General features: G+C 56.0%; 25 protein-coding genes. 11 read left to right on the top strand and 14 right to left on the bottom strand.

Annotated features, from left to right (window positions below; genetic code table 11):
• Window positions 1-76 precede the first annotated feature (76 nt).
• Genes HOV93_RS11495 through HOV93_RS11475 form a run of 5 tightly spaced genes read right to left on the bottom strand, consistent with a single transcriptional unit; the run spans window position 77 to window position 5011 of the window.
• Complete coding sequence (locus HOV93_RS11495) at window positions 77-676, bottom strand: DUF447 domain-containing protein (protein ID WP_315853390.1); 600 nt, start codon at window positions 674-676, stop codon at window positions 77-79.
• Window positions 673-1341, bottom strand: a complete 669-nt coding sequence (locus tag HOV93_RS11490; protein WP_207396653.1) for an anthranilate synthase component II — start codon at window positions 1339-1341, stop codon at window positions 673-675. The genes HOV93_RS11495 and HOV93_RS11490 overlap by 4 nt, the downstream gene beginning before the upstream one ends.
• Entirely contained in the window at window positions 1338-2765 is a 1428-nt protein-coding gene (locus HOV93_RS11485) for an anthranilate synthase component I family protein (protein ID WP_207396652.1), read from the bottom strand. Before HOV93_RS11485 ends, HOV93_RS11490 begins: the two co-directional genes overlap by 4 nt.
• Window positions 2755-4179, bottom strand: coding sequence for a DUF6513 domain-containing protein (locus tag HOV93_RS11480; protein WP_207396651.1), 1425 nt, complete (start codon window positions 4177-4179; stop codon window positions 2755-2757). The genes HOV93_RS11485 and HOV93_RS11480 overlap by 11 nt, the downstream gene beginning before the upstream one ends.
• A gap of 7 nt (window positions 4180-4186) precedes the next feature.
• Window positions 4187-5011, bottom strand: coding sequence for an SDR family NAD(P)-dependent oxidoreductase (locus tag HOV93_RS11475; RefSeq protein ID WP_207396650.1), 825 nt, complete (start codon window positions 5009-5011; stop codon window positions 4187-4189).
• A 123-nt stretch (window positions 5012-5134) separates the two neighbouring features.
• Between HOV93_RS11475 and HOV93_RS11470 the strand changes: the two genes are divergently transcribed.
• Window positions 5135-6265, top strand: a complete 1131-nt coding sequence (locus tag HOV93_RS11470; RefSeq protein ID WP_207396649.1) for a hypothetical protein — start codon at window positions 5135-5137, stop codon at window positions 6263-6265.
• On the opposite strand, the gene HOV93_RS11465 is transcribed toward HOV93_RS11470, so the two are convergent.
• The 3 genes from HOV93_RS11465 to HOV93_RS11455 all read right to left on the bottom strand — a co-directional run bounded on the left by HOV93_RS11465 (window position 6262) and on the right by HOV93_RS11455 (window position 10145).
• On the bottom strand, window positions 6262-7998 hold the full coding sequence (locus HOV93_RS11465; RefSeq protein WP_207396648.1) for an outer membrane protein assembly factor BamB family protein: 1737 nt from the start codon (window positions 7996-7998) through the stop codon (window positions 6262-6264). The two genes, HOV93_RS11470 and HOV93_RS11465, sit on opposite strands and share 4 nt — an antisense overlap.
• Window positions 7999-8181: 183 nt before the next feature.
• A complete protein-coding gene (locus HOV93_RS11460; protein ID WP_207396647.1) occupies window positions 8182-8790 on the bottom strand; it encodes a glycine zipper domain-containing protein in 609 nt (202 codons plus the stop codon).
• Between the two features lie 134 nt (window positions 8791-8924).
• Window positions 8925-10145: a hypothetical protein gene (locus tag HOV93_RS11455; RefSeq protein WP_207396646.1), complete on the bottom strand. Its 1221-nt coding sequence runs from the start codon at window positions 10143-10145 to the stop codon at window positions 8925-8927.
• A gap of 630 nt (window positions 10146-10775) precedes the next feature.
• Here HOV93_RS11455 and HOV93_RS11450 point away from each other — a divergent pair.
• Window positions 10776-11720, top strand: coding sequence for a DUF1559 family PulG-like putative transporter (locus tag HOV93_RS11450; RefSeq protein ID WP_207396645.1), 945 nt, complete (start codon window positions 10776-10778; stop codon window positions 11718-11720).
• Between the two features lie 123 nt (window positions 11721-11843).
• Entirely contained in the window at window positions 11844-12272 is a 429-nt protein-coding gene (locus tag HOV93_RS11445) for a hypothetical protein (protein WP_207396644.1), read from the top strand.
• A 38-nt stretch (window positions 12273-12310) separates the two neighbouring features.
• Here the strand turns inward: HOV93_RS11445 and HOV93_RS11440 are convergent, their stop codons facing one another.
• The 3 genes from HOV93_RS11440 to HOV93_RS11430 are packed head-to-tail and all read right to left on the bottom strand — an operon-like array spanning window position 12311 to window position 13890.
• Complete coding sequence (locus HOV93_RS11440; RefSeq protein WP_207396643.1) at window positions 12311-12625, bottom strand: Rieske (2Fe-2S) protein; 315 nt, start codon at window positions 12623-12625, stop codon at window positions 12311-12313.
• A gap of 30 nt (window positions 12626-12655) precedes the next feature.
• Window positions 12656-13177 (bottom strand): GNAT family N-acetyltransferase, encoded by a 522-nt coding sequence (locus tag HOV93_RS11435; RefSeq protein ID WP_207396642.1) that lies wholly within the window; start codon window positions 13175-13177, stop codon window positions 12656-12658.
• A gap of 44 nt (window positions 13178-13221) precedes the next feature.
• On the bottom strand, window positions 13222-13890 hold the full coding sequence (locus tag HOV93_RS11430; RefSeq protein WP_207396641.1) for an esterase/lipase family protein: 669 nt from the start codon (window positions 13888-13890) through the stop codon (window positions 13222-13224).
• 264 nt (window positions 13891-14154) lie between these two features.
• Between HOV93_RS11430 and HOV93_RS11425 the strand changes: the two genes are divergently transcribed.
• Complete coding sequence (locus HOV93_RS11425) at window positions 14155-14745, top strand: hypothetical protein (protein ID WP_207396640.1); 591 nt, start codon at window positions 14155-14157, stop codon at window positions 14743-14745.
• Window positions 14746-14816: 71 nt separating this feature from the next.
• On the opposite strand, the gene HOV93_RS11420 is transcribed toward HOV93_RS11425, so the two are convergent.
• On the bottom strand, window positions 14817-15668 hold the full coding sequence (locus tag HOV93_RS11420) for a GNAT family N-acetyltransferase (RefSeq protein ID WP_207396639.1): 852 nt from the start codon (window positions 15666-15668) through the stop codon (window positions 14817-14819).
• A gap of 222 nt (window positions 15669-15890) precedes the next feature.
• Here HOV93_RS11420 and HOV93_RS11415 point away from each other — a divergent pair, with 222 nt between their 5' ends.
• Both HOV93_RS11415 and HOV93_RS11410 read left to right on the top strand, forming a co-directional pair.
• Window positions 15891-16919 (top strand): TlpA family protein disulfide reductase, encoded by a 1029-nt coding sequence (locus HOV93_RS11415; protein ID WP_207396638.1) that lies wholly within the window; start codon window positions 15891-15893, stop codon window positions 16917-16919.
• A gap of 176 nt (window positions 16920-17095) precedes the next feature.
• A complete protein-coding gene (locus HOV93_RS11410; RefSeq protein WP_207396637.1) occupies window positions 17096-18202 on the top strand; it encodes an SGNH/GDSL hydrolase family protein in 1107 nt (368 codons plus the stop codon).
• A 10-nt stretch (window positions 18203-18212) separates the two neighbouring features.
• On the opposite strand, the gene HOV93_RS11405 is transcribed toward HOV93_RS11410, so the two are convergent.
• Window positions 18213-19061 (bottom strand): arylamine N-acetyltransferase family protein, encoded by an 849-nt coding sequence (locus HOV93_RS11405; RefSeq protein ID WP_207396636.1) that lies wholly within the window; start codon window positions 19059-19061, stop codon window positions 18213-18215.
• 432 nt (window positions 19062-19493) lie between these two features.
• On the opposite strand from HOV93_RS11405, the gene HOV93_RS11400 reads away from it, so the two are divergent.
• Both HOV93_RS11400 and HOV93_RS11395 read left to right on the top strand, forming a co-directional pair.
• Window positions 19494-20459 carry a DUF1559 domain-containing protein gene (locus HOV93_RS11400; RefSeq protein WP_207396635.1) on the top strand — a complete coding sequence of 322 codons (966 nt, stop codon included), beginning with the start codon at window positions 19494-19496 and terminating at the stop codon, window positions 20457-20459.
• Window positions 20460-20478: 19 nt separating this feature from the next.
• A complete protein-coding gene (locus HOV93_RS11395; RefSeq protein ID WP_235990218.1) occupies window positions 20479-20898 on the top strand; it encodes a carboxypeptidase-like regulatory domain-containing protein in 420 nt (139 codons plus the stop codon).
• 3 nt (window positions 20899-20901) lie between these two features.
• Here the strand turns inward: HOV93_RS11395 and HOV93_RS11390 are convergent, their stop codons facing one another.
• The gene (locus HOV93_RS11390; protein WP_207396634.1) at window positions 20902-22191 is read right to left on the bottom strand and encodes a hypothetical protein; all 1290 of its coding nucleotides are present in this window, start codon (window positions 22189-22191) and stop codon (window positions 20902-20904) included.
• Between the two features lie 295 nt (window positions 22192-22486).
• Between HOV93_RS11390 and HOV93_RS11385 the strand changes: the two genes are divergently transcribed.
• The 3 genes from HOV93_RS11385 to HOV93_RS26590 all read left to right on the top strand — a co-directional run bounded on the left by HOV93_RS11385 (window position 22487) and on the right by HOV93_RS26590 (window position 25495).
• The gene (locus HOV93_RS11385) at window positions 22487-24076 is read left to right on the top strand and encodes an arylsulfatase (protein WP_207396633.1); all 1590 of its coding nucleotides are present in this window, start codon (window positions 22487-22489) and stop codon (window positions 24074-24076) included.
• Between the two features lie 94 nt (window positions 24077-24170).
• Window positions 24171-25130, top strand: a complete 960-nt coding sequence (locus HOV93_RS11380) for a bestrophin family protein (RefSeq protein ID WP_207396632.1) — start codon at window positions 24171-24173, stop codon at window positions 25128-25130.
• Window positions 25067-25495, top strand: coding sequence for a DUF2625 family protein (locus HOV93_RS26590; protein WP_390814338.1), 429 nt, complete (start codon window positions 25067-25069; stop codon window positions 25493-25495). The genes HOV93_RS11380 and HOV93_RS26590 overlap by 64 nt, the downstream gene beginning before the upstream one ends.
• The last annotated feature ends 135 nt before the right edge of the window (window positions 25496-25630 follow it).

Genomic DNA, 25630 nt, shown 5'->3' with positions numbered 1-25630 from the left:
AGTAGCGAAGACGTTGGATCTACCAGGGGTGAGCGTTTGAAAAGCGGCATCCCAGCAGTTTACCGAACTTCGGGCGTCACGACGATTCCCTGCCCGCGATTCGCCGCTGTCCGATCGTCGATAGCAAGAATTTCCAGGCCCGAACCTCTGCATCGCCCCCGGTTTTCTCGACCCAAGGAGCCATCGTCTCGATTGCCTGATCGATTTCTGCCGCCGAGAGAAGATGCACACGCGTTGCAAGAATGGCCAGCTCCAAGACCGCATGCTTGGCGCGATTCAGGCCGAAAAAGTCTCGCAGATGTCCCTGCTTCGCTACGCGGCAAGTCAATGCGGCCCGCTCTCCCGACGTATCGACCTGGGCGGCTTCCAACTGGTACCAGCGGCAGCAGTTGGCTAGGACATGGTAGCCCTCTTCGGTACCGGCGAGAAACGTAGGCGACAGATGCAAGTCTCCCACGGCTGCCTGGGCGATCATCTCGACATCGTCAGTCACGTGAAAGGTTGCCTGCCGCGTTCGTAGCAGGTTGTCATACGTTCGCGAACCCGGAAACGGCCGTAATAGAAACTGCGTGAAATGGTCGTCGACGCGAGGGCCCATCGGAGCCACGTTCACCGTGCCATCGGCATTCTGTGTCGTGAGCATTCCCTCAACGATTCGCAATCGGGCTTCACTCACGACTCTTGGCTCCAATAGACATCCCCTTGAGCAAAGGCCCCACTGCCTGGGATTGCGATCTTCGGCATGGCGACATCTACGCTGCTGGGCGAAGTCAGCCCAGCCATTCGCAAAAAGTTGGCCAGCAGGGCATACCCATGTTCGGTGAGAACCGATTCAGGATGAAACTGAACCCCCACGACCGGCAACGCTTCGTGCGAGACGGCCATGATGGTATCGTCGTCGGTCTGGGCATCGACTTGCAAGCACGGCGGCAGCGATTCTCGCTCGGCGATCAGCGAATGATACCGACCAACTTGCATCGGCGAAGGCAAACCACCAAAGACACCCCGCCCGTCATGCGTCACCCGCGAGGCCTGACCATGCAGCGGTCGACCAGCGCGAACAATCCGACCACCCAGCGCCGCGACAATCGCTTGATGCCCCAGGCACACGCCCAACATCGGCACCGATGCGTGTAGCTGCCGCACCACATCCAAGCAAACACCTGACTCGGTCGGCGTGCACGGTCCTGGCGAAAGAACGATCGCGGCTGGCTTGAGTTGCTTGATCTGGTCGACCGTTACCGCATCGTTACGGCGCACGACGACCTCTTGCCCCAACTGGCGGAAATACCGCGCCAGGTTGTGCACGAAGCTATCGTAGTTGTCGATCACCAGTATCATTCGTCGAGCACCGCGTGGAGAAGTCCCATTGCTTTATGCCACGTTTCCTCGTATTCCCGCAAGGGGTCCGAGTCGGCCACGATGCCCCCGCCCACCGGAAACTGCCACCACCCGGCCGACGCGATCACCGTCCGAATGAGAATGTTCCAGTCGATCGAGCCATCGAAACCGAAATACCCCAGCGATCCACAGTAAGGGCCGCGTGCTGTGGGTTCGAGGTGGGAAATGATCTCCATCGCCCGAATCTTCGGTGCGCCGGTGATCGAACCGCCGGGAAAAGTGGCCTCGAGAATCTCTCGGATGCCCACCTCAGGTGCCAGCGTTCCAACAATAATCGATACCAAATGCTGCACCGTTTGGTACGACTCCAGCCCACAAAGACTTGTTACTTCGACACTCTCAGGCTCACAGATCCGCGACAAGTCGTTGCGTAGTAGATCGACGATCATCACGTTTTCGGCACGGTCCTTTTCGCTACGAATCAGTTCGTCTCCCCAAAACATGTCCAGCTCTGGGCGACCGCTGCGGCGTCTGGTTCCTTTGATTGGTCGCGACTCGATCTTTCGATCACGTACCGAGATGAAACGTTCTGGCGAAGCGGACACAATCTGCCCCATGCCGAAGTCATAGTATCCCGCAAACGGAGCCGGGTTCTTCTCGCGTAGCTTAAGGTACAACTGCGGCGAGGAAGACTTCGCCTCGCTGATCAAGCGTTGGGACAGATTCACCTGAAAGATATCGCCGGCATGAATGTACTCGACCGACTTTCGCACGGCTTCCAGGTAGTCTTCCTTTGGGAAGTTGCTCATCACGCCAGGGAACTCGGGGCAAGCGAAACAGGGAGCCAGCTCCGTCGGCGGAATGATTCTGCCTGGGCGGGCTTCGTCCCAGATCGTTTCGTCCCGATCAAAGATTGCCAGAACCTCTTCGGCCCTCGCTTTGGCGCGAGCTTGCCGCTTCTGCGGATCTATCTCCGGGAAACCCGTCGAGAACAACCAACCTTTTCCCTCGGTATGATCCCAAGCCGCCACCCAGTCGTAGACACCCAAGGATAGCAGCGGGAGGTGAAACTCCTTGAACTTGGTTTCGGGGACCTCCTCAAATGCCCGGTTCAGGTCATAAGAAAAGTATCCCGCGGCGCCTCCTTGAAACGGCGGAAGATCGGCGACGCGATCTAAGCGAAACGTCTTCTCCAACTCGGTCAGCCGCGACAAGGCAGCTTCTATTTGTAGCGGACCTGCCTGGATGACTTCCACCGGGTCGGCCATTAGAAAGCTGTACCTGCCGAGCGTATCGTCGTGCCGAGCGCTATCCATCCACAGCACATGCGGCAAACTGGCTAAACGCTTAAAGACTTCTTCCGGCTGAAACCGATCGTCCAGTGCCGTGACCAACGGCGTTCCCAACGCATCGCTACGATTCATCGTCGGTCTCCCTGGGTGCTTTTGGCTGGCGGCGATCTTTGTGCAAATTGATACGGTGCGACTCTTCAGCGTGCGTCAGGTAACCCCAGTCGAGCGCTTCGTCTTGTCGATATTGCTTCCCCAGGTGCAGGGCCGTCATCGCTTTGCACAATTCAAAACCAAGGTAAAACGCGTGCGACGGATTCAAGTTGGTGGGACTCGTCGCTTCCAATTTCTCAAACAACGAGAAGGGGTCGGCATCCTGCAAATGCAAGTCACTGCATATCAAGTGCAGCATCTGCTGGGCGACGAACAAGCGGTAGTTCTTATCTTTGAGTTGCTGCGGCAGTTGGGCCAGCTCTTCTTCCGACGGCTCACTCAGCTTCGGATCGCGCAGGGTTACCAGCTTGGGCTCGATTCGCTTGGGAAGCGTTCGATGCTCGAGCGCGTACCGCATCAAACGCCGAGCCAGGTCGCATTCCCGCACGCTCGTTCGGGCCCAATTGATGACCTGGGTAGTCAGCACGCTGCGGATCCCCAGTTCCTGACAAATGCCCAGCAGCATGACATTGATTCCGGCCGAGTCCGCATCGGTCAGTTCCGTCAAGTTACCAATCCCCATCATCATCTCGGCATCCGGATAGCGCCGCCGCGTTTCATGGTAACGGACGATGCTTTCGGTAAACCCAAACGAGATCGGCTCGAGAATCGGATCGAGGCGAAACGGTACGTTTTGGCGAACTAAGTGGTTGATCGTCTCGTCGAATCCTTGCAGCGATTTCGGGTCGTCCGGAATCACCACGACCTCGCATCCCCAATCGACCGCGTGCTGGCGATTGCTCGAATTCACCGACAGCACCAAACTGGCCCCGGCCTGCACCGCCGGCGCGATCTCTTGCGGTTCGAGACTATCGACCGAAACCTGCAGGCCTTCATCGCGCAGGGCTTTCACACAGTCGGCCACGCCGGTCCAGACGCTGCCGGGGTCGCATCCCACGTCGATCCGATCGGCCCCCGCGGCGTGCAGTGAGCGGGCCTCTGCAATGATCTCTTCTAAGGTGAAGCTCGGCGCGTGGTTGATCTCGGCGATGATCTCGACATCGTACTCGCCATAGTCATCGGCCAGCGCAGGCTGATCGAACCAGTCAGGCAGTTGCCGTAAGTCCTTCGGTCCGCGCTCGACCGGCACCTTGGCGGCGGCTTCGATCAGCTTCAAGTCGCCACGACAGTACCCGGTTACCATCACCTGGGTCGCTTCCGGCGGAACCTGGATACGGCGGGCAATCCAATCGGCCGTCATCAGCGCGGCGACGGTAATGTTGAGAACCTGGACCGAGTATTGAAAGCCTGCTTGGGGAGCCAACTGAGCCAGGACGTTTCGCAGAGACGTTTCGGCCAGCTTCCCCGTAACGAAATGAATGTGGGGCTGAGGCATGGCGTCTTTAGGTCTCCTTCACATCTCGTGGAAGCTGACCTCCATGGTTGAATCCGCCGTTAACCGGAACGACTTGCCCATTCACGAAACGCGCGGCAGGAGAAACGAAAAAGCCAACCGCCGCAGCGACGTCTTCCGGCTTTCCCCACGTCTGCACCAACGACTCGCGCTGGGCGCGGGATTGCCAATACGACGAGCTATCTTCTCCCCATGCGGTTTGAATCCAGCCAGGGGCCACGCAGTTGACGCGAACCTGCGGAGCCAACGACTTGGCCAGGCTTTTCGAGAACGCCATGATCGCGCCTTTCGAGACGGCGAACATCTCACCGCTGTCGCCTTCCATACCGTGCTCGGCTTGATCCCAACCAATGTTCACAATACTGCTGCCGGCGATGCGTTTCATTTTGGTGCCAAGTGTCCTGGCGATCCGAATGGTGGAAACAACATCGACGCGGTAAACAAGTTCTAACTTTTCCTCGAAAGACAGCTGCGCGATCTCTCCGGTAAGCACATCGACGCCGGCGTTGTTGACCAGAATATCGATCCCATCGTTCCAATCCCATGCTTGTTGGCAGAAGCGGTCCTGTTGCTGTGGGTCTGAAAAATCCTCGAGCAACAAGTCGACCGCAATCTCAGGCTGAATCGCCTGGGCCAGGTTGGCGGTCTCGCGCAGGCCGTGATCGTTGCTGCGGGTATGCAAGACCAGGGAAGCCCCCTGACGGGCCAACTGCAGGGCAATCGCTCGGCCGATGCCGCTAGCAGCACCCGTGACGGCCGCGACTTTTCCTTTTAAATTGAAATCAGACGTTGCTGTTTCGGGGGTGGTTTCCATTGCCGTTGTGTCCTACTTTTCACATTGAAGCTACCGTCATTGTATATTGTCGGTAGGCACTACGGGATGCCACGCACCAGGCATGCCCTTCCACTGGACAGCACCTCGACGATAACAACCATCATGGCGGATCCGATCATTGGGCAGCTGAGTACGACCACGTTCGTCTTTCGCGGCTACAACGTCACGAATATGGGACGCACGCCCGAGCTGTTAAATCACCCGCGGTTCGGCGGGTATGTGGCCAAACGCTTACGGCAATGCGGGCAGATAGCCTCAGACGTGCTGCATCGGCCGATCGATCTACTGGGCCGCGTAACCCGGGCCGAGCAGACCACGCTAGATACCTACGCCGACGCGATCGCCTTGATTATGGCCGCGGAAATGGCACAGGTCGATATTCTCGAACAGGAATACCACGTCCAACTGGCCAACGCTCAGTACCTGATGGGGTACAGCTTGGGGGAATTAACGGCCTTGGTTGCTGGCCGCTGCCTAAGCTTGGAAGACGCACTGACGATTCCGCTTTCCCTGTCCAGCGACATTGCCAAGCTCGCTCCGACGTGCACGTTGGCGGTTATCTTTTGCCGTAAGAAAACACTCGGCGCTACCCATGTTCATCACATCTGCCAAGAGATTAGCGCCGAGGGTCACGGGCTGCTGGGAATCTCGGCGGTTCTTTCCCCCAACTCGTTGATTGTCATCGGCGAAAAAGACACCACCACGCGGCTGCAAGCACGTCTTCAAGAGACGGTTGCCGATCGCGTTTACCTGAAGAAGAATCCGCATAAATGGCCCCCTATGCACACGCCGATTGTCTGGCGCGAGCATATCAACTCTCGGGCTTCGCTGTTGATGAGCCAGATGAAAAGCGGGTTTACGGCACCCAAGCCTCCGGTGCTTTCGCTTGTCACTGGGGCATGCAGTTACGACGACTCGAACGTCCGCGACCTCATCTGCCAGTGGGTCGACAAGCCTCAGCACCTATGGCAGGCCGTTTACCATACGCTCAGCAGTGGGACCGAGTCGCTCATTCACCTCGGCCCCGAGCCCAACATCGTGCCGGCCACCTATCATCGTCTCGCTGAGAATGTCGAAGCCCAGGTCAAAGCCAGCATCAGTACCCGAGCACTGTCCACGCTCGTCTATCGCCCGTGGCTTAATGCGCTCATTGGCGAGCGTGCTTATCTGCTGCGTGCCCCCACGATCAAGCAAACCAACTTCGAGGACTGGCTGCTCGACCAATCGACTTAGTCTTTGGTTGGAAGCTTGAAACACGCGGCTTCTTCGGCGTTGCGAACCAGCAGCAAATCGCCGTATAAGCAGAGCGGATTCCAGGTCGGTGCGATTTCGCTCGACAGGGCTTTGATTCGCGAAAATTCGTGATAGTCTTCCGAGGTCGTATCGACTGCGGCCAGGTTGCCTTCTTCCCCCATGACCAACAGCACGTCATCGACCAGCAAGACCTGGCCGTGACCAAAGCCACGTTCCCGCCATTGGGGTCGCTTCGCTTCAAGTTCGACCTTTTCCAGAATGCCATCGTTGAGCCCGAAGACATCATCGCTCAGGATCGCGACGTTGGTGAACTTGGTCTTCAAGACGCGAGCATTGCTCCATAACTCTTCGGTCGTGAAGCCATCCCCCTCCGGTTTGACCGCGAACGTACTTGCTCCTTGGCCATAACCTTTAGAGACGAAGAAGCGATTGTCTCCTAACGAATGAACTTGCGAGCAGCTCGCGTTGCCGCTGGAATTGCCAGGCCAATCGAACGACCACAGCTGCTTGCCGGTTGCCGGATCGTGACCGGTGATCGTCGCTTCGTTCACGCTGATAATCTGGTCCTTACCGTCCACCTGAGCGATGCTCGGCGAGGCATAGCTGATCTGCTCTTGTCCACCTTCCCAAACCGTTTCTCCGGTGGCCGCATCGAAGGCCACCAGCGAGACCATTTCGTCCTTATTCGCTTTGTCAGGCCCACCGGCAGGGATAATCACGATTTTGCGGTCTTCCAACTCATAGCCTAGTGGGCTGTTGGAACGGCCCCAGGCAATGTTGGCCTTTTCGACACTCGGCGAGACGCCGTACATCTCTAACAGATCGTGTTGCCAAACGACTTCGCCGGTAAGCGGATCCAAACAACGCAGTACGCCGGTAGCCCCCGATGCGTAAACCCGCCCGTCGAAGAGCAGGGGAGTGCATCGCGGTCCGACGTAACCCATCACCGTATAGTGACGCGCCTCGACCGGCGTTCCCCAAATGGGCTCGCCGCTCTGCATGTCGTAGCAGGTCACGAGCTCTTGATTGTCACGCTGCTCCATGGTGTAGATCCGGCCATCAAGCGCCGAGAAGCCTGACCAGCCAGCACCGATCGGTATACGCCAGATCTCTTCCGGGGCATGGGCGGCCCAATCGGTCTCGAGACTTGGCCCGGCCAGCCGACTGTTTCCATCGGGCCCCAAAAACTGCGGAAACGCGTTGGGATCGTCCTCCACCGAAAGCGACTGTTTCGTTTCCTGATCACTTCCCGCAGCGGTGAACTCGCCCAGACGCTGATCGGGGGCTTTCCCGAAACGGTAACCAAACCGAGGAATCATTTCGCCGCTGACTCCTTGGATCTCGAAGACCACAAAGAACCCCACCACGGCCAAGCTAATCAATGTGAACGGGGCGAAACGAATCGCCGCTGGCCAGCTGCTGCGGAAGGTGAACCACATCAGCGGGATGAAACAGGCAAAGAACCCGCCGATCAACGCCATCACGTTGCAGATTGCCGGATCGCGGAAAATCCACACCGCGTCGTAAAGGTCGGCCAATGGTCCGTTACCGAGCACACGCCCGAAGAACCCGACGACTCCTAACAGTAGAAACAACGAAGCAATAATCCAGATCCTGCGTGGGGGAACGTACCAATCCTGATTGCCGGTTGCCCCTTGGCTGGTCGCCGATTCAGATGCTTCCGGATTACCGTGAACGGGTTCGTTACTCATGATTCCCTCGTCGAAATGAATGATCCGCCTTGTCTCGTAGCCTCAGTATAACGCTTGCGAGACTAGACAGCCGACAGGACCTTCCAGGAATTCATGCACAATTCTTATTGCGGCGCAAAGAAAAAGGGAAAGCTGCTGGGCTTTCCCTTGACTTGGTAATCAGACAAAACATCGCGTCGCCTGTTAACGCCCGACGCTGACACCCCAATGTACGCCTGGCCCACGGTGGTAGTGCCGTCGATGATGTCGATAGGGGCCATAATAGGGGCGGGGGCCGTAGTAATGTTCTTCGACAATCACCCTTTCCTGCACAGGAGCCGAAACGACTTCGACCGGCGGGTTTTGCATCGTGTTGATGACGGCATCGCTGACGCCGTTGTTCTTCAGATAAATCAGGTCCGGAGCCGACGGTACCTGGGCCACCCCATGTCGGCGGATATGCGTGGTGACGACCTGATCGCTGAGGCCGGCCTTGCTCATCGCAATCACGTCATCAAAGGTCGTTTGCCCCTCCATGCGACGTCCCAGACGCTGCTGGAAGAGCGCCTGATTTCGGGCTTCCACTTCGTCCATATGTGAACCAACGGCCGATCCGGCAGTTGCCCCGACCAGCCCGCCAATGATCGCACCGCCGGCGGTATGACCGGTAGCGTTGCCGATTGCTGCCCCTGCCAAAGCGCCCGTACCAGCACCCACCAGGCCCAGTTGATCTTGATGGTAAGGCGAGCGACAGCCAAGCGAAGCGGCCGAAACGATAGCAACGACGAAAATGATAGGCGCGATCTTGCGCATGAGGTTCCTCCGTGAACGATAGCGTGCTTTTCTAAGTATCGTCCTCGGCAAAGCTGGTCGCTACTCAAAAACACGTCGCGGAATCATGCCAAGTTCATTGCGGTAGGTCAATCCAAATTGCCAGCACGCTAGCACTACTTTTCATCTGGCTGAGACTTCTGAGCCTTGTCCCATTTGCGGAAAGCCTGCTCGCGCTGCTCGGCGGTGGTAAAGCCGATCGAGCGAATGTTGTACAAGAAGTTGGGATCGGTCGAGATGCGCGGATAGCCAAACTCTTTCGGATCTTCACCTGAGATGTGCAGCACGGCCACCAACGCGACATCCCTCAGTTGTGTGTTGAATTGATCTCCCTGAACCGTCGGCAGCGAAACCTCGGTCTCGTTCTCGAAGTATTGATTGAGATATTCAATATCTTCCTTGCCGCCCAGTTTGGCGATCGCGAGCATCGCGTACATCATTTGCTGCGTGGCGTTGATCGCTCCGAATTGGCCGAAGCCGTTTTGATAGAGCGGGCTGGCCCTTTCATCGAGCATTTGCTTGGCCACAATCTTGCCGCTTTTGATCCCTTCGCGCAGGCAGGTGGTTAATACGACAAATCGCATCTCTTGGGTGAAGCGTCCCGATTTTAAATTTGTTTCCAACCACTGATCGAACACACTCAGCAAAGGACCGGCATTTTCCGGGTCTTGCAAGCTGGAAGTGACCTGTGGTGCGGCGAGCAGAAATTTCAGCTGATCCATTGTCGGACTCGTGATGCGAATGTTCTCGAATGAGGTCGCATGCAGCATCGCGGCGGCCGTCCCTGCGGAAATCTGTACGTGATTAGGGCCATACAACTCTTCGCGGATCTTGTTGGCCCGCTGAAACAACAGATAGTCCATGATCTGCGGCTGTGTTTCGAGTGCCACGATCACGTCCCATTCCTCTTTTAAAATCGAGACATACAGCTTACGCATCTCCCGCGTATCGCCGTGCCGATCTTTAAATGGTTCCCAACCTGGCAGATCGACATCTTTGGCCATCTCGGCAAAGCGGCTGAAATTTTCCTTGCGGATACGATCGCTCAACTGACGGTAGAGGGTCGATGCCCGTAAGCGGATCTCCGGATCAGGCGACTTTCGCGCTGCCCGCAGTAGCGGAAGCATGACGGCACCCCGCTGCATGATTTGGTCTTCCGCTTGTTCGCGAACGGCATACTGCTGATCGCCAAGCAGCGCGATCAAATCTTCATCCGTGTTCGCGCTTGGCGATTCCTCTTGAGCGAATACATGGCCGACGGCACCCACACCGATCGCGATCGTGAGCAATGCAACGAGAATGAGTGAGCGGCGATCGAGAGTCGAGTTTTCCAACAAGACGCATGGCTCCTGGCCTGGTGAGACAGAGGTTCGGCGAGCGAAAGGTCGCCACCTATTCTAGTGTCTAGCTAAGTGAATCGTCCACGAACAAGTTAACCCACGAGACGCAATCGCGGAGACTGTCTATCTTTCCCTGGCACTCAGCTTTAAACGGCGACCGGCTAAATGTCGACGACGTCGTAATGTCTTTTCCAATTTAACATGGTCTCGCTCCCAGGCGAATTCGATCGCAGGGCAATTCGATCAAGACGCCGACACCGCAACAATTCTCAACATTAACCACCTAAAGCATTTCCAATGGCGTACAGGCCGCCCCTCTAAGTGAGTATATTTGTGGTGCATTTTTGCAATTCAAGGGTTACATATTTGCAATTTTGCTCATTTTACGCGGCATACACCACTTGTGAGCCCTACTGCACCCGCAGGCAATATTTCTCAATTCTATCTAGCCATGCGGTTCCCGCCTCGGTACAATTCAGCACACGTCATGGAAATCTTTTGGCATTTGACGGTTTTTACATCTGCCAATCTTGATTTAACCGAGGTGGATATTTTCCGCTTCCAGGACACGCAGCGAATCGAATCGCGAACACTTTTCACCCAACTCTTCTTCTAAGGCTGCCAACTATGCGAACTACCTCACGGCAGGGCTTTACCCTCGTCGAACTTTTAGTCGTTATCGCCATCATCGGTGTTCTGATTGCCTTGCTGCTGCCGGCCGTTCAACAGGCCCGTGAAGCAGCGCGCCGCATGCAGTGCACCAACAACCTGAAACAATGGGCCTTGGCCTCGCATAACTTCGCTGACATCAACAAAGAGTTCATGCCGTTGGCAGCAATGAACGGCCCCGGCGAAGTCGAGAATGGCCAACATTACGAACGAATCACCTTTGCCGTCTTCTTGTGGCCATTCATCGAGCAGTCTGCCCTCTACGATCGATACGACATCGGTAGCCCATTCCATGCATCTCCGAACATTGATACGCACCGGGTATTTGTTCCCGGCTATAGCTGTCCGTCCGACAAAGGGAACGTCACGCAAGACCAGTCCGATACGTACTGGCGCGTGATGGGCAACTACGTCACCAACATGGGCAACACCCACTTGCATCAGAACGCCGCCGATCAGGCCATCTTCAGCGGTTCGCCGTTTGGTGTTCGCCACATGTATCGCTTTGCTGACCTGACCGACGGTACGTCCAACACGGTTGGCTTTTCCGAAATCTTGATCGCATCGCCGAATGGGCTGGACGACAACCGTGGCGACATTCTCAACGACGAAGGAAGCCCCGGCTTCATGTCGATCAACACGCCCAACTCGACCGTTCCCGATCAATGCCGTCAGTGCAAAGACACCAGCGAAGACCCGTCCCATGCCGACTATCGCCGGATGCCATGCACTCAAGTCGGAAACAACACTGAATACCAGATCGCTCCCCGCAGCAATCATCCTGGCGGCGTGAACGTGAGCATGATGGATGGCTCGGTTCGATTTATCGCGGAAACAGTGAGCCAAAGTGTTTGGGAAGCTGCTATGTCCGGCCAAGGTGGCGAAGCAATACAACTTCCTTAACGAGATGAAATCGGAAAAACACCTGGCATCGCGCATCCCATTCAGCGCGATGCCAACGGTTCCCGGCGAAGAGGCGCTTCTCCTAGACCTAAATCTTCTCAAACTGCTAGAGCGACTTTTGCTATGAAATACTCTCCACTCTTAGCCGTGATGTCGATCGTTTGTGCGATACCTTTGGTGCTCGGCTGCGGTGGCCCGGCATCGACTGCCATACCGATCAGCGGCACCGTATCTGTAGAAGGCCAACCGGTTGAAGGAGGCCTGATCACCTTTATTTCCATCGATGGAAACTCGCCGGCCGCAGGGGCCGTGATTCAAGACGGAAGCTATCAGAGTGAAGTCGAACCAGGCGAGAAAAAAGTGATGGTCTTGGGCAACAAAGTCGTTGGCGAAGAATACATACTGGCCGGTGTGCCCGATAGCGGTACTCGTGAGAAGCTGGAAACAGTGACCCATCCCAGTTACAACGCCAAGCACCTGACTCCTCTAACGGCGACTATCTCGGGTCCGAACGAAGAATTGAACTTCGACCTGAAGAAGAACGGAAAATAAAGCACGAGCACGTCACCGTCGACGGTATTCGCTTCCCCTTAGTCGTCAGCGGGAACATCCACCCAGATGCGTCCCGCTTCGACTTTCACCGGAAAGCAATCGAGATGGATCGAGCTGAGCTGGTGCTTTCCCGTCGTGATATCGTACTGCCAGCCATGCCAAGGGCAGGTCACGATGTTGCCGCATAGCTCGCCTTGACCGACGGGACCTCCTTGATGGGCACACATCCCATCGGTGGCAAAATAACCTTCGGCCGTGTGATAGACGGCGACCATTCTTTTGGCGGCAACCACTTCCAGCGATTTCCCCAGCTGGCAGTCTGCTTCGGCTGCGACATCAATCCAATTCGGCATCTATCTTCCTATTCTTGTGCTGACCTACGATTAACCTTCGACCGGATTCGTTGGCGTTGGCAGTGTTAATTGATAGAGCCCCAGATCTAACCAACGGTCGAACTTGTAGGCGGCCTGACGGATCGTTCCCGATAGTTCGAACCCGAGTTTTTCGTGCAGACGAACGCTTCCTGCGTTGCTCATATCGATGCCACCGACCAGCACATGAATGTCTTGCTGCTGGGCCGTTTCGATCAGCCGCTTCATGAGCATCAAGCCGAGCCCCTTGCCGCGGTGATTCTTATGGACATAGACCGAGTGCTCGACCGTGTACTTATAGGCCGGTCGCTCTCGGAAGGTGCCATAGCTGGCAAAGCCCATCAACTGACCCGTCTCGTCGGTCACACCAATCACGGGGAAGTTACCTGCCTGCTTGGCGGCAAACCAGCCAACCATACTCTCAAGTGGCCGCGGGTGATAATCATACAGCGCGGTGGTATGGACAATCGCGTCGTTGAAGATCTCTAAGATCGACTCGGCGTGCGCTTCATAGGTGCAAGATACAAATTGCATAGAAGGTCGTGGTCTCGAGGCAGAAGGAAAATCGATATCTGCCATCATACCATAAGCCGCTGCGGCGAAGCGGTTGCGGCCACACGGCGGGCCCCCTCGGTAAAGCGACCCTTGTTTAAGAAGTGCAACACTTCCTGCCGTGCTCCCCGGTGATACAAAATGCGATTGTGCCCACACGAAACAAGCACGTGATCGGCCTGGTTGGCGATCGAAGTACTCTCGAGATGCACCAGCATATCTTGCGTTGCGGCAATGACGCCTGTTTCCAACGAAGGTACCATCGGTAGGCGGTGCACCAAGCTACCTGGCGAGGTCGAAATGTCTGACAAAGCAGGGCAGAGGTAGTGCAGGCATCGCGAAGCCAACGCAGCGACCCGCGAACCATGATTGGGCGGGGCGAGCATGACGAGTCTTCCCGGTCGCCGCCAATTCATTTCGGACAGCACGGCCCGCAGGATGATGCCGCCCATGCTATGCGTGACGAAGTGCAGCGGCTCCGCAGAGTCCGCTTCGCGTTCCAGAAACCCCTTCAACCGCTGGGCATGGCTCATGACGCTGTTGCCCACGCTGCGGTAACACCACCGTGTCGGTTGATAGTCCTGCTGCGTCAAAAACCGGGCGAGCGGCCGCAACACCCACCGGTTGCCGGTCAGGCCGTGGATCAGGATAACCGGCTGACCGCTGTCTTTCATTTGCTGTTTTGGTGTTTCCATCTTGCTTGTCTCTCCACTGGTCGTAAGTCCCCACTAACCATTTCGCGTAATTTGGACTTTTTCAGGGCGACCGTTTTCTTTTTCTCGCGTTAATCTCTGCGACTCGCCTGCCTGCCATTCCCCCCCACCTATCGGCAAACTTTGAGCAAAATTCTCTGAAAGGTTTTCTCGAAACTCGCCATTTACATCCCAGACAGCCGCATGTGCGATCCCAGTCGCCTGGCAGCGGCATCATTTCAGGAACAATCCTTCGAAGAGGTTACCATGTCTTCAAGCACCGCATTACCGCAAGGGAAGATCACTCAGATCGCCAACTTTTTACAGCACGACTCCATTCTAAAGAAGTTCAAATTCCCTCGGGTGCATTTGCCAAATGTCGTTGGCTACAAGCACAAGCATTACGAGGAAATCGGGCAGAAGATCGCCAGCAAGAAGATCCGCGTCTACGTCGCCGAAGGCAAAATCCCCGGGGCCAAGGCGTTTTACAACCTCAAGTCGAATTGCCTGTACCTGACACCCGCGACCGAAGGCCTCAGCACTCCGCAGCAATGGAGCACGATCGCCCACGAAGCGACCCACATGATTCAGGACTTGAAGAAATGGAGAATGACGTTGCAGGAAATGGAAGCCGACGCACATTTCGCTCAGGCCCTGTTCCTGCATTACAAAAACTCCTTTCTCGAAGGAGGTGCAATGCAAAGCTTCAACACAGCCGCCAAGCATTTCGCGAACGGCGACAAGCGAGACTTCAAGAAGAAGTGCCACTCGATGCTCGCCGAAGCCGGTTCCAAGTACCACGGCAGAGAGGGTTACGAAGACATGTACATCAAGGAGCGTCGGGACGGCATCGACTAACGCCTGCCCGGCAAAGCCTGCTTAGCAATCCGATCATCCGCGCTTTGGTAGCGCGGATGATTAAGTGATCGCTAGCCCGCTTCCAGGCTCGTCACGCCGTAGATCCACGCATGATCAAGCTCAGGGGCTGGCCCGAAGTACATGCGGGTACACTCGAAGACTTGCTCCATGTTGAACTCTTCGCACAGACTCCACGCCGCTGGGTTGTTGTCCGGCACGTCGATAAACACCGGGCCGCGCTCTGCCCGAGCGATACAGGCCAGAAGCAACTGCCGGGCCTGATCTTTCCCCGCCGCCATCAGAGGACCAACCTTCCAGCCGGATCGGCATAACCGCATAACGCTGTAACCTTCCAGGCCGTTGTTTCCCGGCAGCCCAAGCCAATAGGCATTGGGCTGCGTCGTCCAGGCACCCAGGTATTTCTCTCGCTCGCATGGGAAGCCACGTCGGTCAAGCGCGCGAACTTCCGCCAGATCGGGCTCAGTCAAACGAACCACCGCAGGGTTCTCTGGCACCGATACGTTCTCCGCTGAAAGCGTGAAGCGGCAGTGCCGGGCAAAGACCTCGAATCCCCCTTCGGCATAAAAGGGAATCATGTTCGTGACAGCATCCATGCCGATGGTCGCGTCTGCCGATAGGCGAGAGCGAAGCTTGTCGCGGCGGGCATACCATAGGGTGCGGCCCAGCCCTTGCCCGCGGAACTCTGGCAGCATGATAAACAGCCCCATAAAACCATACTCGGGACCATGATAGAAAGCGCAACCGGCACCGGCCATCTGCCCGTCAACATCGATGGCCATGAAACCTTCCGGGTCGGTCGCCCAAAAACGTTCGGCATCGCAAAGCCCAGGATTCCATCCCTCTTGAGCCGCCCATTCGACCAGTTGAACGACTTCTTCCTGGGTCATATTTCGCGTTGTCATCGCCGCTGCTCCTCGCTGAGATTGCACTATCGAACCGCATATCTTAGCGAATGAATCTGCTTGTCAGAACGCGGCGTGACTGTAAATCAGGTCGCTGCGATATGTAAAACTTGCGCAATTTCGCCAGACCCATCCAGAGGGGTACCAAAACACCTTGACTTACGGGTTTGAAACGATTTCAATCGAAGATCATCGATACCATTGTTTGAGGAGACTCTTATCATGCATCGCTTTTCCATGGTGACGATCGTCACGCTTGCTGTTCTTATGCTGCCTGCCCTGGCTTTGGGTCAAATTGCCGCCCCAGGCATGCAGATGGTCCCCATCAAAAACGTTTCGCTCGATCAAGCACTCGCCGGCGTGCGCTGGCAAGGCAGGGTGCCGTCGCCGGCATCGATCGGCGACAAAACCCCGGTCGTCATGGTCTACGCATCGTGGTGTCCCAAGTGCAATGTTTGGTCGCCGGAACTCTTTGCGCAAATTCATGAAATGATTCGTAACGAGCCTGTTGTGCTCTTCGCGATCAATGCCGATGAAACCTCGCGCGGGGTCAGCTACGCATTAGAACGTAATCTCGTCGGGCCCAACATCTTCCACGGCGACGATCCTTCGATCGTGCAGCGGATGGGCTTTCAAAGCGAACTGTTCATGTATTCCACATTCGAAGATGGCATACAAACCGGGCGAAGATCGGCCGGCAGCTTTTATCCCAAGGACGACGGCACGAAGGAGTATTCGATTGTCCGCGACATGAAGTCCGGCATGGGTGGCAGCTTCTCGATCCTCACCCCAGAAATGTCGCCACGGATGCGAGAAATTTTGTGGCCTGCGGAAATCGGTGCCAAGCTGGACGAGCGTTCGCTGATTTCGCTTCGCAAGAAAATGGACGAATCACTGGCCGATGAGTTCAACTCGACCGTCACCAATTACTTGAATCGTCAAATCGAAAAGATCAAGACCTCGCGCGAAGGAACCATCCCCGAGCAGATCGCAGGGTACGAACTCGCGGAAATGGTCGCCACGGATTTCAAGTCGACTCCGCAAGGCCGCGCCTGCCGCGACTTGGTCGACAAGCTGGACGAAAACGAAGCTTTTCAGGATGAGCTAACGGCCAAGAAGCTTTACGACCAAGGCCAACAGAAGGCCAATTCTCCGGTCACCCTGAAAAGGATGATGGGTCGCGTCGTCAGCCGTTACTCCGACACGCACTACGGCCAGGAAGCCCAAAAGGCGATCAGCGCCGTCCAGTAAAGAAGTCCCCCTTAAGATCGTCAACGAAGGGCCATCTTGCTTGAAAGGATGGCCCGCTTGGCGATTCATGCTGGCGATTTCTCCGCCTGATAAGCTTGTTTGCCTACTTGCTTGTTCCGACCAGACCATTTAACGTCGAAGGAACTTCAAGTTTATCCCGCCACAGGAATCACGCCATGAGAACCCTCCCGACACTCCTTTGCGCTGTCGCCATCCTCTCGTTAAGTTCGTTTCAAACGCTTGTCGCACAAGACAAAACCGACGACGGTATTGTCTGGCACGATATTACGCAGTGGGGGGTCGAAGGCCGAATCCTTCCCGAGCAAGAACGTTCCCGCTGGTTCGATCGCTTGCCTGCATCCGCAGAAGGTAAAGTCACCTCGGCCGTTTGGAGCTTAAGCCGCGACAGTGCTGGTATGATGGCCCGGTTCAAGACCGACGCCACCGAACTGTGGATCGACTACAAGCTGAAGGACGGTGGCATCGCGATGCCGCACATGCCTGCCACCGGCGTCAGCGGCGTCGATCTTTACGCGCGTGATAAAGATGGTACGTGGAAGTGGGTGAGCGTCACCAAGCCATCCTCCCAAACCGTGAAAACCAAATGGATCAGTGGCCTGGCCCCTGGCGAGCGCGAGTACGCTGCTTATCTTCCCCTGTATAACGGCATTGAAACGCTGAAGGTCGGCGTCAAGAAAGGCTCGAAGTTTGAAGGCCTCGCACCCCGCGAGAAACCGATTGTGTTTTACGGCACCAGCATCACCCACGGGGCCTGTGCTAGTCGCCCTGGCATGGTTCACACTGCAATTCTCGGGCGTTGGCTCGATCGTCCCGTCGCCAACTTGGGCTTCTCGGGCAACGGAAAAATGCACGAGGAAGTTGCCGATTACCTGGTTCAGGTCGACGCAGCCGCCTACGTGATCGACTGCCTACCGAACATGAGTGCTCCGGATGTCGCCCAGCGCTGCGTGCCGTTGGTGAAACAGCTTCGTGCGGCCAAGCCTGACACACCGATCATTTTGGTTGAAGACCGCCGCAATACGAACGATTGGATTCTGCCGACCAGAAACCAGCATCACACGGCCAACCACGCCGCCCTAACCAAAGCCTATCAAGAGCTAACCGACGCAGGCATCAAAAACCTGTACTACATCCCCGGCGATCACCTCTACGGTAAAGATACCGAAGGGGCCACCGACGCTTCGCACGCCAGCGATCTAGGCTTCATGCGACAAGCCGAGGCGTTCAAGCCTGTCCTAGAAAAAGCTCTCGGCTCGAACTAAGCCCCACGTCCTAACCGCGCAAAAGGGGTAGGTCGTAGCGATCGTCCCCTTGAAGCTCCATTTTGAAATGCTCGGCCAGCAGGTCGAGCATTTCTTCTTGGGTGCGAATCGGTGTTTTGGTGGCTGTGCCGCTGGCATCCCGGACCGAAAACACGTCGTTTAGCATCGTCAGCCGAACTCCTTCGGGTGCAGCCTTGGCGACCATTAACAGGTTCTTGAAACGCGACTGGGGGTGGGTCGACGTATACCAATTAGCCACCTCGCGGTCGATCGGCGGCATCGGCTCGAGCGTCATCTGACAGACATCTTCCCATGTGCCGGCCAGCAATGCCTGGTGGAAATAGAGATCGTCATCGCGCACAATCCGCCGCGTCTCGTGCGGTGTCTTCTGTTCGCTGTCGAGTTCTAACTTCAGCGCCGCAGTTGAGCTGAGGCCCCCCACGCCCACATCGGCCAGCCAGGACTCTCCCTCTATTTCGATCCGCAACACCTGGTGCGTTCGTGGTGTGATCTCTGTGCGCGGGTAACCAATTTTGACCCGCGCACTGATCGCAATGACATCGAACCCTATCGCTGCCAACACCAACAGCAGCAAGCCGTTCTGCTCGAAACAATAGCCGCCGCGGCGATCGTGCACCAACTTCTTTTGCAGTGCGGCCGCATCCAAGCAAATCGGTCGACCCAACAATACATCGAGGTTTTCAAACGGAATGCTTAGCACATGGGCATGCACGATATCGTGCAGCACCGACAACGACGGCTCTTGCGGCCCGTCGTAGCCAATCCGTCGGAAATAGGCGTTCAAGTCGACGTAATCAGAAACGTTTTCCGCCGGGCGTGCTGCTTGGTCCATCTTCATTTCGCCTATCCATGATCGGGAGTGGGATGATCCTCGGATGCCGCTTGGCCGGAAAAGGTTCGCATGCGCCAAGGAAACAACGTACCGACGAGCGTACGTTCATCCCTACTTAACATTTCCCACCGTACGCTGCTCAACTGCGCGACAGGACCGTGCTGCAATCGAAGCAACCTCGATGCCACTCATTTCGGTGGGACAAAATCGTCCACTCGGGAGGATATTACGATAAACCATTAAAAAATCCATACTTATGACATACACAATGATGCCACGTTATATCTCGACGCGATAGTCAACTCTCATTGGCATGGCAAGTGCCTAGTTGAACCACTACTTCTCATTGCTCACTTCAGTTTAATTAGGCGAAGGGAAGTGTGCTGGTCTCGTTATTGATCGTCTCATTCATCACATTCGTACAGGACCATTGGCAACATGGAACGCAAACCTCAGACTCAGCGAGGATTTACGCTGGTCGAACTTCTGGTCGTGATCGCCATAATTGGCGTATTAATCGCACTGCTGCTTCCGGCGGTTCAACAAGCCCGCGAGGCTGCCCGGCGAATGCAATGCACAAACCAATTGAAGCAAATTGGGCTGGCACTGCACAACTATCACGATACGCATCTGGTTCTGCCGCCAGCGACCCTCAACCCGTCCTGCCAAGGCTGCGACGCTTCTCCTTATCCAGCCACACTGAAGGACAACATTCGTAACATCACGGGGCACTTGTTGATCTTGCCATTTCTAGAACAAGGCGCGATGCACGATCAGCTCGACTTCCGCTTCCCGATGGGGCTTTGCTCGGCGGCCGATGGCGATACGCCACCTGATGCAACCGACGCAGCCAATAACATGGCCGTGCTACAGGGTGCCCGAATCGACCTGTTTGCCTGTCCTTCCGATCCGTACGACAATCTAGGCACCGCCACCACGGATTGGTATCACAATGAGAACTACGCTCGGACCAGCTACGGTTTTATTGCCAGCGATTGGAACGACTACAGCACCGGTTTGTACTGGCAAGGGTCGAGCAATTCATCGTCAATGCGGCCGGCGTTCGGCGACAATGGCGCGGCTAAGTTTCGCGACATCACCGATGGCCTAAGCAGTTCGATCCTGATGTGTGAAACACCTATGGAGAAGCAGTCCGCCTCGTATGGTCCGTTCTGGGGTGCGTACACGCATACGTTCTGGCTGCAAATGTCGCGTGGGATTAATACGGCTCATTCACCACCAGATCCTCGTCCCTATGCCTGGACGCCCGGCAGCAATCACCCCGGCGGATGCAATGCGATCTTCGGAGATGGTTCGGTTCACTTCCTGAGCGAGACCACCAATCTCGATACGCTTCGTTATCTCACTCGGATCGGTGACGGCGAAATTTTGGGCGAATACTAATTGCACAGGGATCAAACGGATGAAGCCTTTCCAATCTCACTTAAATCGATCGTTTTTAGTGCTGCTGATCGCTCTGATCACATCAACCACCATCGGTTGTTTCGGTTCGTCTTCGGACGGACCGGATCTGGCCGAAGTCAGTGGTGTGGTCACGATGGACGGAGCACCGCTTCAGAACATTCAAGTCCTATTCCAGCCCGAGGCCGATGCCGGCGCCTCGCGCGGACTGAGTGACGCCGACGGAAAATTTCGGGTTTACTATCCGACCAATTCCGCAGGTGCCGTGCCCGGCAAGCATCGTGTGCAGTTCCAGCTAATGGATGCCAACGCGACGAAAGACATTGTGCCTAAACGCTATGCCGTCGGCTCGCAAGGAATCCCCGTCGATGTAACCTTGACCGGGCCCAACGAGTTCACCTTTGACTTGGCTCAACGATAAGAGCTACTTGCCAAGCTTCCACAATTCAGGCTTGGTTTCCTGCAAGATCTCGGAAATTGCCTGGCGGTCGACGCTAGTGAGGTGATCGAAATCGCCGCTAGTGTCTTCCCCAGCCAAAACTTCCCGCAGCCGCTGGGCGATGTGTGTCCGCATGTTCAAGGGAAGCTGATCCAAGGTCTTCGAATAGATCAGGTAGCTACACGGATACTTAAAGAGCCGCGTCTTCAAGTCCAAATCACGTAGCGAACGCCCCTGCGAATCCTTGATCCCTTTCGCTTGAAACTCTGCGGCGAAGCCTGAGGTTCCTGCGATGGTGTCAGTCAGCGGTGCCTCGTCGACCATCAACATGTGACGCACGACTTTGTCGCCGGCGCTTTGAACGCGGCGTGTGGTGGTGTCGCTCACGTAGTTGTCGGGACGCTCCAAGGCCTCGTTCATCACTTGGTCGTGATGGGCCGAACGGCGAGCCTCGTGACTGGCCAGGGCCAGGAAGTTCTGCATCTGCAACTGATGTTCGAGAACCATCAGCGCGACAATATCGCTATGAGGTGTCACGTACTTGTCGACCGCGAAAAGCTCGCTCAGGTCGGTTACGTTCGCCCCTTCTTCACGATCGATACTTTCTGGCTTGTAGCGATCTTTCGAGACCACGTTTCCCATATGCCGCATCTCGCCGTGCGTTCCAGTCACGTACCATCCGCCCCAACGCTCTGAAAGGGGACTCGTTTGATCTGTGTTGAATGTCCCGGCACCGTAGTGCGGCATGCCACTCGAGGTGACAAACATCGACCGCACCAACCCGCCCGGCACGCGCTGTGTGCGCGAAGACGAATGGCAAACGGTGCACTGCCCCTGATCGCGCACAAACTGCGGCTTTTCTTCCGCCTGCTGCTCAAGCGTGTAGAACACTTCGCCACGGATCGGGTCGGTCGTCATCACCTCTAGCACATCTCCATTCTGCACCCATCCGACGTACGAGTCGTCGTTGAAATAGAGTGCCCGAGGACGACGAGGAGAGATTTGCTGTAGCTGAAAACTCGACTTAGAATAGACCAGCACCTGGGACTCTGGCGAGATTTCCAAGACCTTCAACACCGACTTGAGAAAGCCGTGGTCTTGGTCAAACTCTAGCGTCTGGCTGCCTTCGTCCAGTTGCTGCTGCACCTGGGCAATCGGGTTATCGCTCGATTTGGCGCTGTAGTTGATGGGCTCTTGGTCGTAATGCTCTTGAGCCATGCCAGGCGAGACGGCCAACACCATCGTCGCCACCATCAACGTCGGGTGAATTCTCATATCGAAGCCTGTTTCAAAAGTCCCAGACGACCGAGCAAGCGGCACCGGCGAGCCGCTGAGTCATCTGGATTTGTGTCAGCGGATGACAGGGGGGATTCTCGATACCTTGGGGGGAAACCTTATTCTGGATACTATTATCCACTTTAGAACCCATTCGTCAATTGATCGTTTATCCTTTGACTGTAACTCTTGGCGAGTTTGGCGTCGTGTGGCTATAATCGAATCATTCGGACGACACCCCCCACCGGCACAAGCCCCGCCTGACCCTCTTTATTGATCGCTCTGGAATTCCAAAATGGACCTTATTACTATGCGCGAGACGATCGCGGCGGCGGCCCGAATTTCGTTGTTCGTTGTGACAACGGTGGTGGGCTTGGGGTGGGGCACTCCCAATGCTCAAGCGGCCGAGCGTCCTAATATCATCATTATGATGGTCGACGATCTTGGTTTCTCTGATTTCGGTTGCTATGGAAGCGAGATCGAAACGCCCAACATCGACCGCTTGGCCAAGGACGGGCTCCGCTTTCGCAACTTCTATAACACCGGCAAATGCCATTCATCGCGGGTATCGCTGCTCACCGGTTTGTACTGCGACCAAGCCGGCAGCGAGTCACTCAAGCGGGGCGTGACGATTGCCGAGGTGCTCGGCGATGCTGGCTACACCACGGCCATGGTGGGCAAATGGCATCTCAGCAAACAGCCAACCGATTTTGGTTTTCAGAAATACTTCGGGCACCTTTCCGGGGCGACCAACTTCTTTGAAGGAGACAAATCGTTTCGTCTCAATGGCGAGAAGTGGGACGACTTCGACGACGACTTCTATACCACCGACGCCAACGTGAAATGGGCCAAGACGTTCCTCAGCGAGTCGCTCGCCGAGAACCCCGACAAGCCGTTCTTTTTATATGTTGCCCACAACGCTCCCCATTACCCACTGCATGCCCGCGAGGAAGACTTCCGCAAGTACGAAAACCGCTACGGCGAAGGCTGGGATAAACTTCGCGCGACCAGGTACGAACGACAGCTTGAAATGGGGCTGATTCCCAAACAGTGGGAATTGTCTCCCAGGCCAGAACTCGTTCCCGAATGGGACACGCTGACCGACGATCAAAAAGACTGGGAACGCCGCCGCATGGCAGCCTACGCCGGCATGGTCGACCGGGTCGATCAAACGACCGGCCAATTGGTCGCGTTTCTCAAAGAGCAGGGCATCTTCGACAACACGCTCATTCTGATTTGCTCGGACAACGGGGCCTGTCCGTTTGAACGCACTCGCGGCCAAGAGTACGAGCCATGGGACCCGCGATCGTACTGGTGTTACGACACCGGCTGGTCGCATGTGGGTAATACGCCGTTTCGTTTGCACAAGCAAAACCAGCACGAAGGAGGCATCTCGTCTCCGCTAATCGCCCACTGGCCCACCGGCTTGAAAACCAAGCCCGGCGCGATCACCGATCAGCCAGCCCACCTGATCGATTTCATGGCCACGTGCGTCGATCTGGGCAAAACCGAGTACCCGTCCAGCTGGCCCAAGCGAAAGCTCGAGCCGCTGCAAGGTCTCTCGCTAACGCCTATCTTAGCAGGCGAAACGCGTCAGCCGCACGAGTTCCTGTACTTCCACTTCGCAAACAACCGAGCGATTCGGCAAGGGAAATGGAAGGTCGTCACGCATCGCGCTTCGCAGTGGGAGCTGTACGACACTGAAAAGGACGGGACCGAACTGAACGACCTTGCCGACGAGTATCCCCAGCGCGTGAAAGAGCTTTCGCAGCTCTGGCATAAAACGGCCGTCGAGACCGACCATCTCAGCGGCAAGCTGATTCGGCCTGTCTCCGGCAAGGCGCCACCTCTACTTCGCAAAGGGGGCGCACCGGCCAAGGATTGATCGGTGCCGGTCTCGGTTGCCATAGCAGGGTCTCATCGGGTAACTTGTTCGGCAAGTATTACCATACCTCTATGCAATCAGGCCTTAGGTCCTCATGATCGTTACGGAAAAAGACAGCTGGCTAGGAATGATCTTCGCCGTTCATGGAACGACGATGGAATCGATCTGGCCGCGCATGGCCGTCGTCTTCTTCTGGTCGGTCCTGATCACCACCTCCGCATTTCTTTTTCCCGATCACGCGTACACCTTAACGATGGCACCCTTTACCGTGGTCGGCCTGGCGTTGGCGATCTTCCTCGGTTTTCGTAATACGGCGTCGTACGATCGCTACTGGGAAGGCCGCAAACTGTGGGGATGTATGGTCAATGTCTGCCGAAGTTTCACCATGCAGATCAACACGCTGATTGACGATACCGTTGGCGAAAACAACCCACAACCTTCCGACGAAGTTCAGCAACAGCGTCTGCACATGGTGCGGCTGGTCATCTGTCATATTCATGCTCTGCGACATCGCCTACGCGAAACCGACCCAGCCGCGGACCTGGAAGAACAGTTACCTGGCGACCAGCAGCTGCACCATGATCTGGCCCAAGATAATGTTCCGGCGGCCATCGCCGATCGGATCTCGCGTCAGATCAATTCGGCCTGGCGAAGCGGACGACTCGATGCCTATCATGTCCCGCTACTGCACAGCTGCTTGACCGAAATGATGGGCATTCAAGGTGGGTGCGAACGCATTAAAAGCACCCCAATTCCATTCACCTATAGCGTGCTGACCCACCGCACAGTCTTTCTGTACTGCATGGCATTGCCGTGTGGCCTGCACGATACCGTCGGAATGTTAACTCCGCTGGTCGTCACCTTGGTCGCTTACTTCTTTCTCGGGCTCGATGCCGTGGGGGACGAAATCGAGCAGCCGTTTATGCTCGACGACAACGACCTGCCGCTGTTGCAGCTGACCACCATGATCGAACGCAACGTTCTCCAACTATCCGGGCGTCCCGACGAGGAACTGCCGGAACCGATCCAACCGGTCGACCACATCCTGATCTAACCCCAGGGCTTTTCCTGATTGCGGACGACGTAGCCGGTGGATTCTTCGCCATCAACGGAGGCAAACTGGGCGAGGACGTCGGCAATGTCTATTACTGGGCACCCGATGATCTGGACTGGGAGCCGCTCGAACTGGGTTACTCCGACCTGTTTTATAGTGCCGTGAACGGCGGTCTCGATGAATTTTATGCCGACCTTCGTTGGACATCTTGGCGAGCCGATACCCGATATCTTTCCCGTGATCGGTGCTTCTTCTTCTATCCTTTTCTTTGGACGAACGAAGGATCGATCGAAAATAGTGCCCGAAACGAAGTCCCAGTAAGCGAGGCCTTCGACCTTAAAACCTCCTTTTTACCGGGGTTTTAAGGGTTTTCAGCGCGAGCGATGATCTTTTTTTCCCGATGTATATTAAAGATGTGAACTAAGTTGCTTAGCATGCTGTTCAGCGCTCGATTTTCGTCGTAAAATGCTCTTTTATGCAAAGACAACCGTTAAGCAAAG

It is taken from the genome of Bremerella alba, assembly GCF_013618625.1.
Classification (GTDB): Bacteria; Planctomycetota; Planctomycetia; order Pirellulales; family Pirellulaceae; genus Bremerella; species Bremerella alba.
This window is presented reverse-complemented; position numbering and strand designations above follow the sequence as displayed.

Bases quoted from the DNA above. Each gene is read 5' to 3' on its own strand.
- HOV93_RS11450 (WP_207396645.1), top strand. From the start codon at position 10,776: ATGCGAACTACCTCACGGCAGGGCTTTACCCTCGTCGAACTTTTAGTC.
- HOV93_RS11470 (WP_207396649.1), top strand. From the start codon at position 5,135: ATGGCGGATCCGATCATTGGGCAGCTGAGTACGACCACGTTCGTCTTT.
- HOV93_RS11410 (WP_207396637.1), top strand. From the start codon at position 17,096: ATGAGAACCCTCCCGACACTCCTTTGCGCTGTCGCCATCCTCTCGTTA.
- HOV93_RS11390 (WP_207396634.1), bottom strand. From the start codon at position 22,191: ATGAGAATTCACCCGACGTTGATGGTGGCGACGATGGTGTTGGCCGTC.
- HOV93_RS11445 (WP_207396644.1), top strand. From the start codon at position 11,844: ATGAAATACTCTCCACTCTTAGCCGTGATGTCGATCGTTTGTGCGATA.
- HOV93_RS11395 (WP_235990218.1), top strand. From the start codon at position 20,479: ATGAAGCCTTTCCAATCTCACTTAAATCGATCGTTTTTAGTGCTGCTG.
- HOV93_RS11460 (WP_207396647.1), bottom strand. From the start codon at position 8,790: ATGCGCAAGATCGCGCCTATCATTTTCGTCGTTGCTATCGTTTCGGCC.
- HOV93_RS11475 (WP_207396650.1), bottom strand. From the start codon at position 5,011: ATGGAAACCACCCCCGAAACAGCAACGTCTGATTTCAATTTAAAAGGA.
- HOV93_RS11490 (WP_207396653.1), bottom strand. From the start codon at position 1,341: ATGATACTGGTGATCGACAACTACGATAGCTTCGTGCACAACCTGGCG.
- HOV93_RS11425 (WP_207396640.1), top strand. From the start codon at position 14,155: ATGTCTTCAAGCACCGCATTACCGCAAGGGAAGATCACTCAGATCGCC.
- HOV93_RS11400 (WP_207396635.1), top strand. From the start codon at position 19,494: ATGGAACGCAAACCTCAGACTCAGCGAGGATTTACGCTGGTCGAACTT.
- HOV93_RS11465 (WP_207396648.1), bottom strand. From the start codon at position 7,998: ATGAGTAACGAACCCGTTCACGGTAATCCGGAAGCATCTGAATCGGCG.
- HOV93_RS11415 (WP_207396638.1), top strand. From the start codon at position 15,891: ATGCATCGCTTTTCCATGGTGACGATCGTCACGCTTGCTGTTCTTATG.
- HOV93_RS11380 (WP_207396632.1), top strand. From the start codon at position 24,171: ATGATCGTTACGGAAAAAGACAGCTGGCTAGGAATGATCTTCGCCGTT.
- HOV93_RS11405 (WP_207396636.1), bottom strand. From the start codon at position 19,061: ATGAAGATGGACCAAGCAGCACGCCCGGCGGAAAACGTTTCTGATTAC.
- HOV93_RS11480 (WP_207396651.1), bottom strand. From the start codon at position 4,179: ATGCCTCAGCCCCACATTCATTTCGTTACGGGGAAGCTGGCCGAAACG.
- HOV93_RS11385 (WP_207396633.1), top strand. From the start codon at position 22,487: ATGGACCTTATTACTATGCGCGAGACGATCGCGGCGGCGGCCCGAATT.
- HOV93_RS11440 (WP_207396643.1), bottom strand. From the start codon at position 12,625: ATGCCGAATTGGATTGATGTCGCAGCCGAAGCAGACTGCCAGCTGGGG.
- HOV93_RS11485 (WP_207396652.1), bottom strand. From the start codon at position 2,765: ATGAATCGTAGCGATGCGTTGGGAACGCCGTTGGTCACGGCACTGGAC.
- HOV93_RS11430 (WP_207396641.1), bottom strand. From the start codon at position 13,890: ATGGAAACACCAAAACAGCAAATGAAAGACAGCGGTCAGCCGGTTATC.
- HOV93_RS11435 (WP_207396642.1), bottom strand. From the start codon at position 13,177: ATGCAATTTGTATCTTGCACCTATGAAGCGCACGCCGAGTCGATCTTA.
- HOV93_RS11420 (WP_207396639.1), bottom strand. From the start codon at position 15,668: ATGACAACGCGAAATATGACCCAGGAAGAAGTCGTTCAACTGGTCGAA.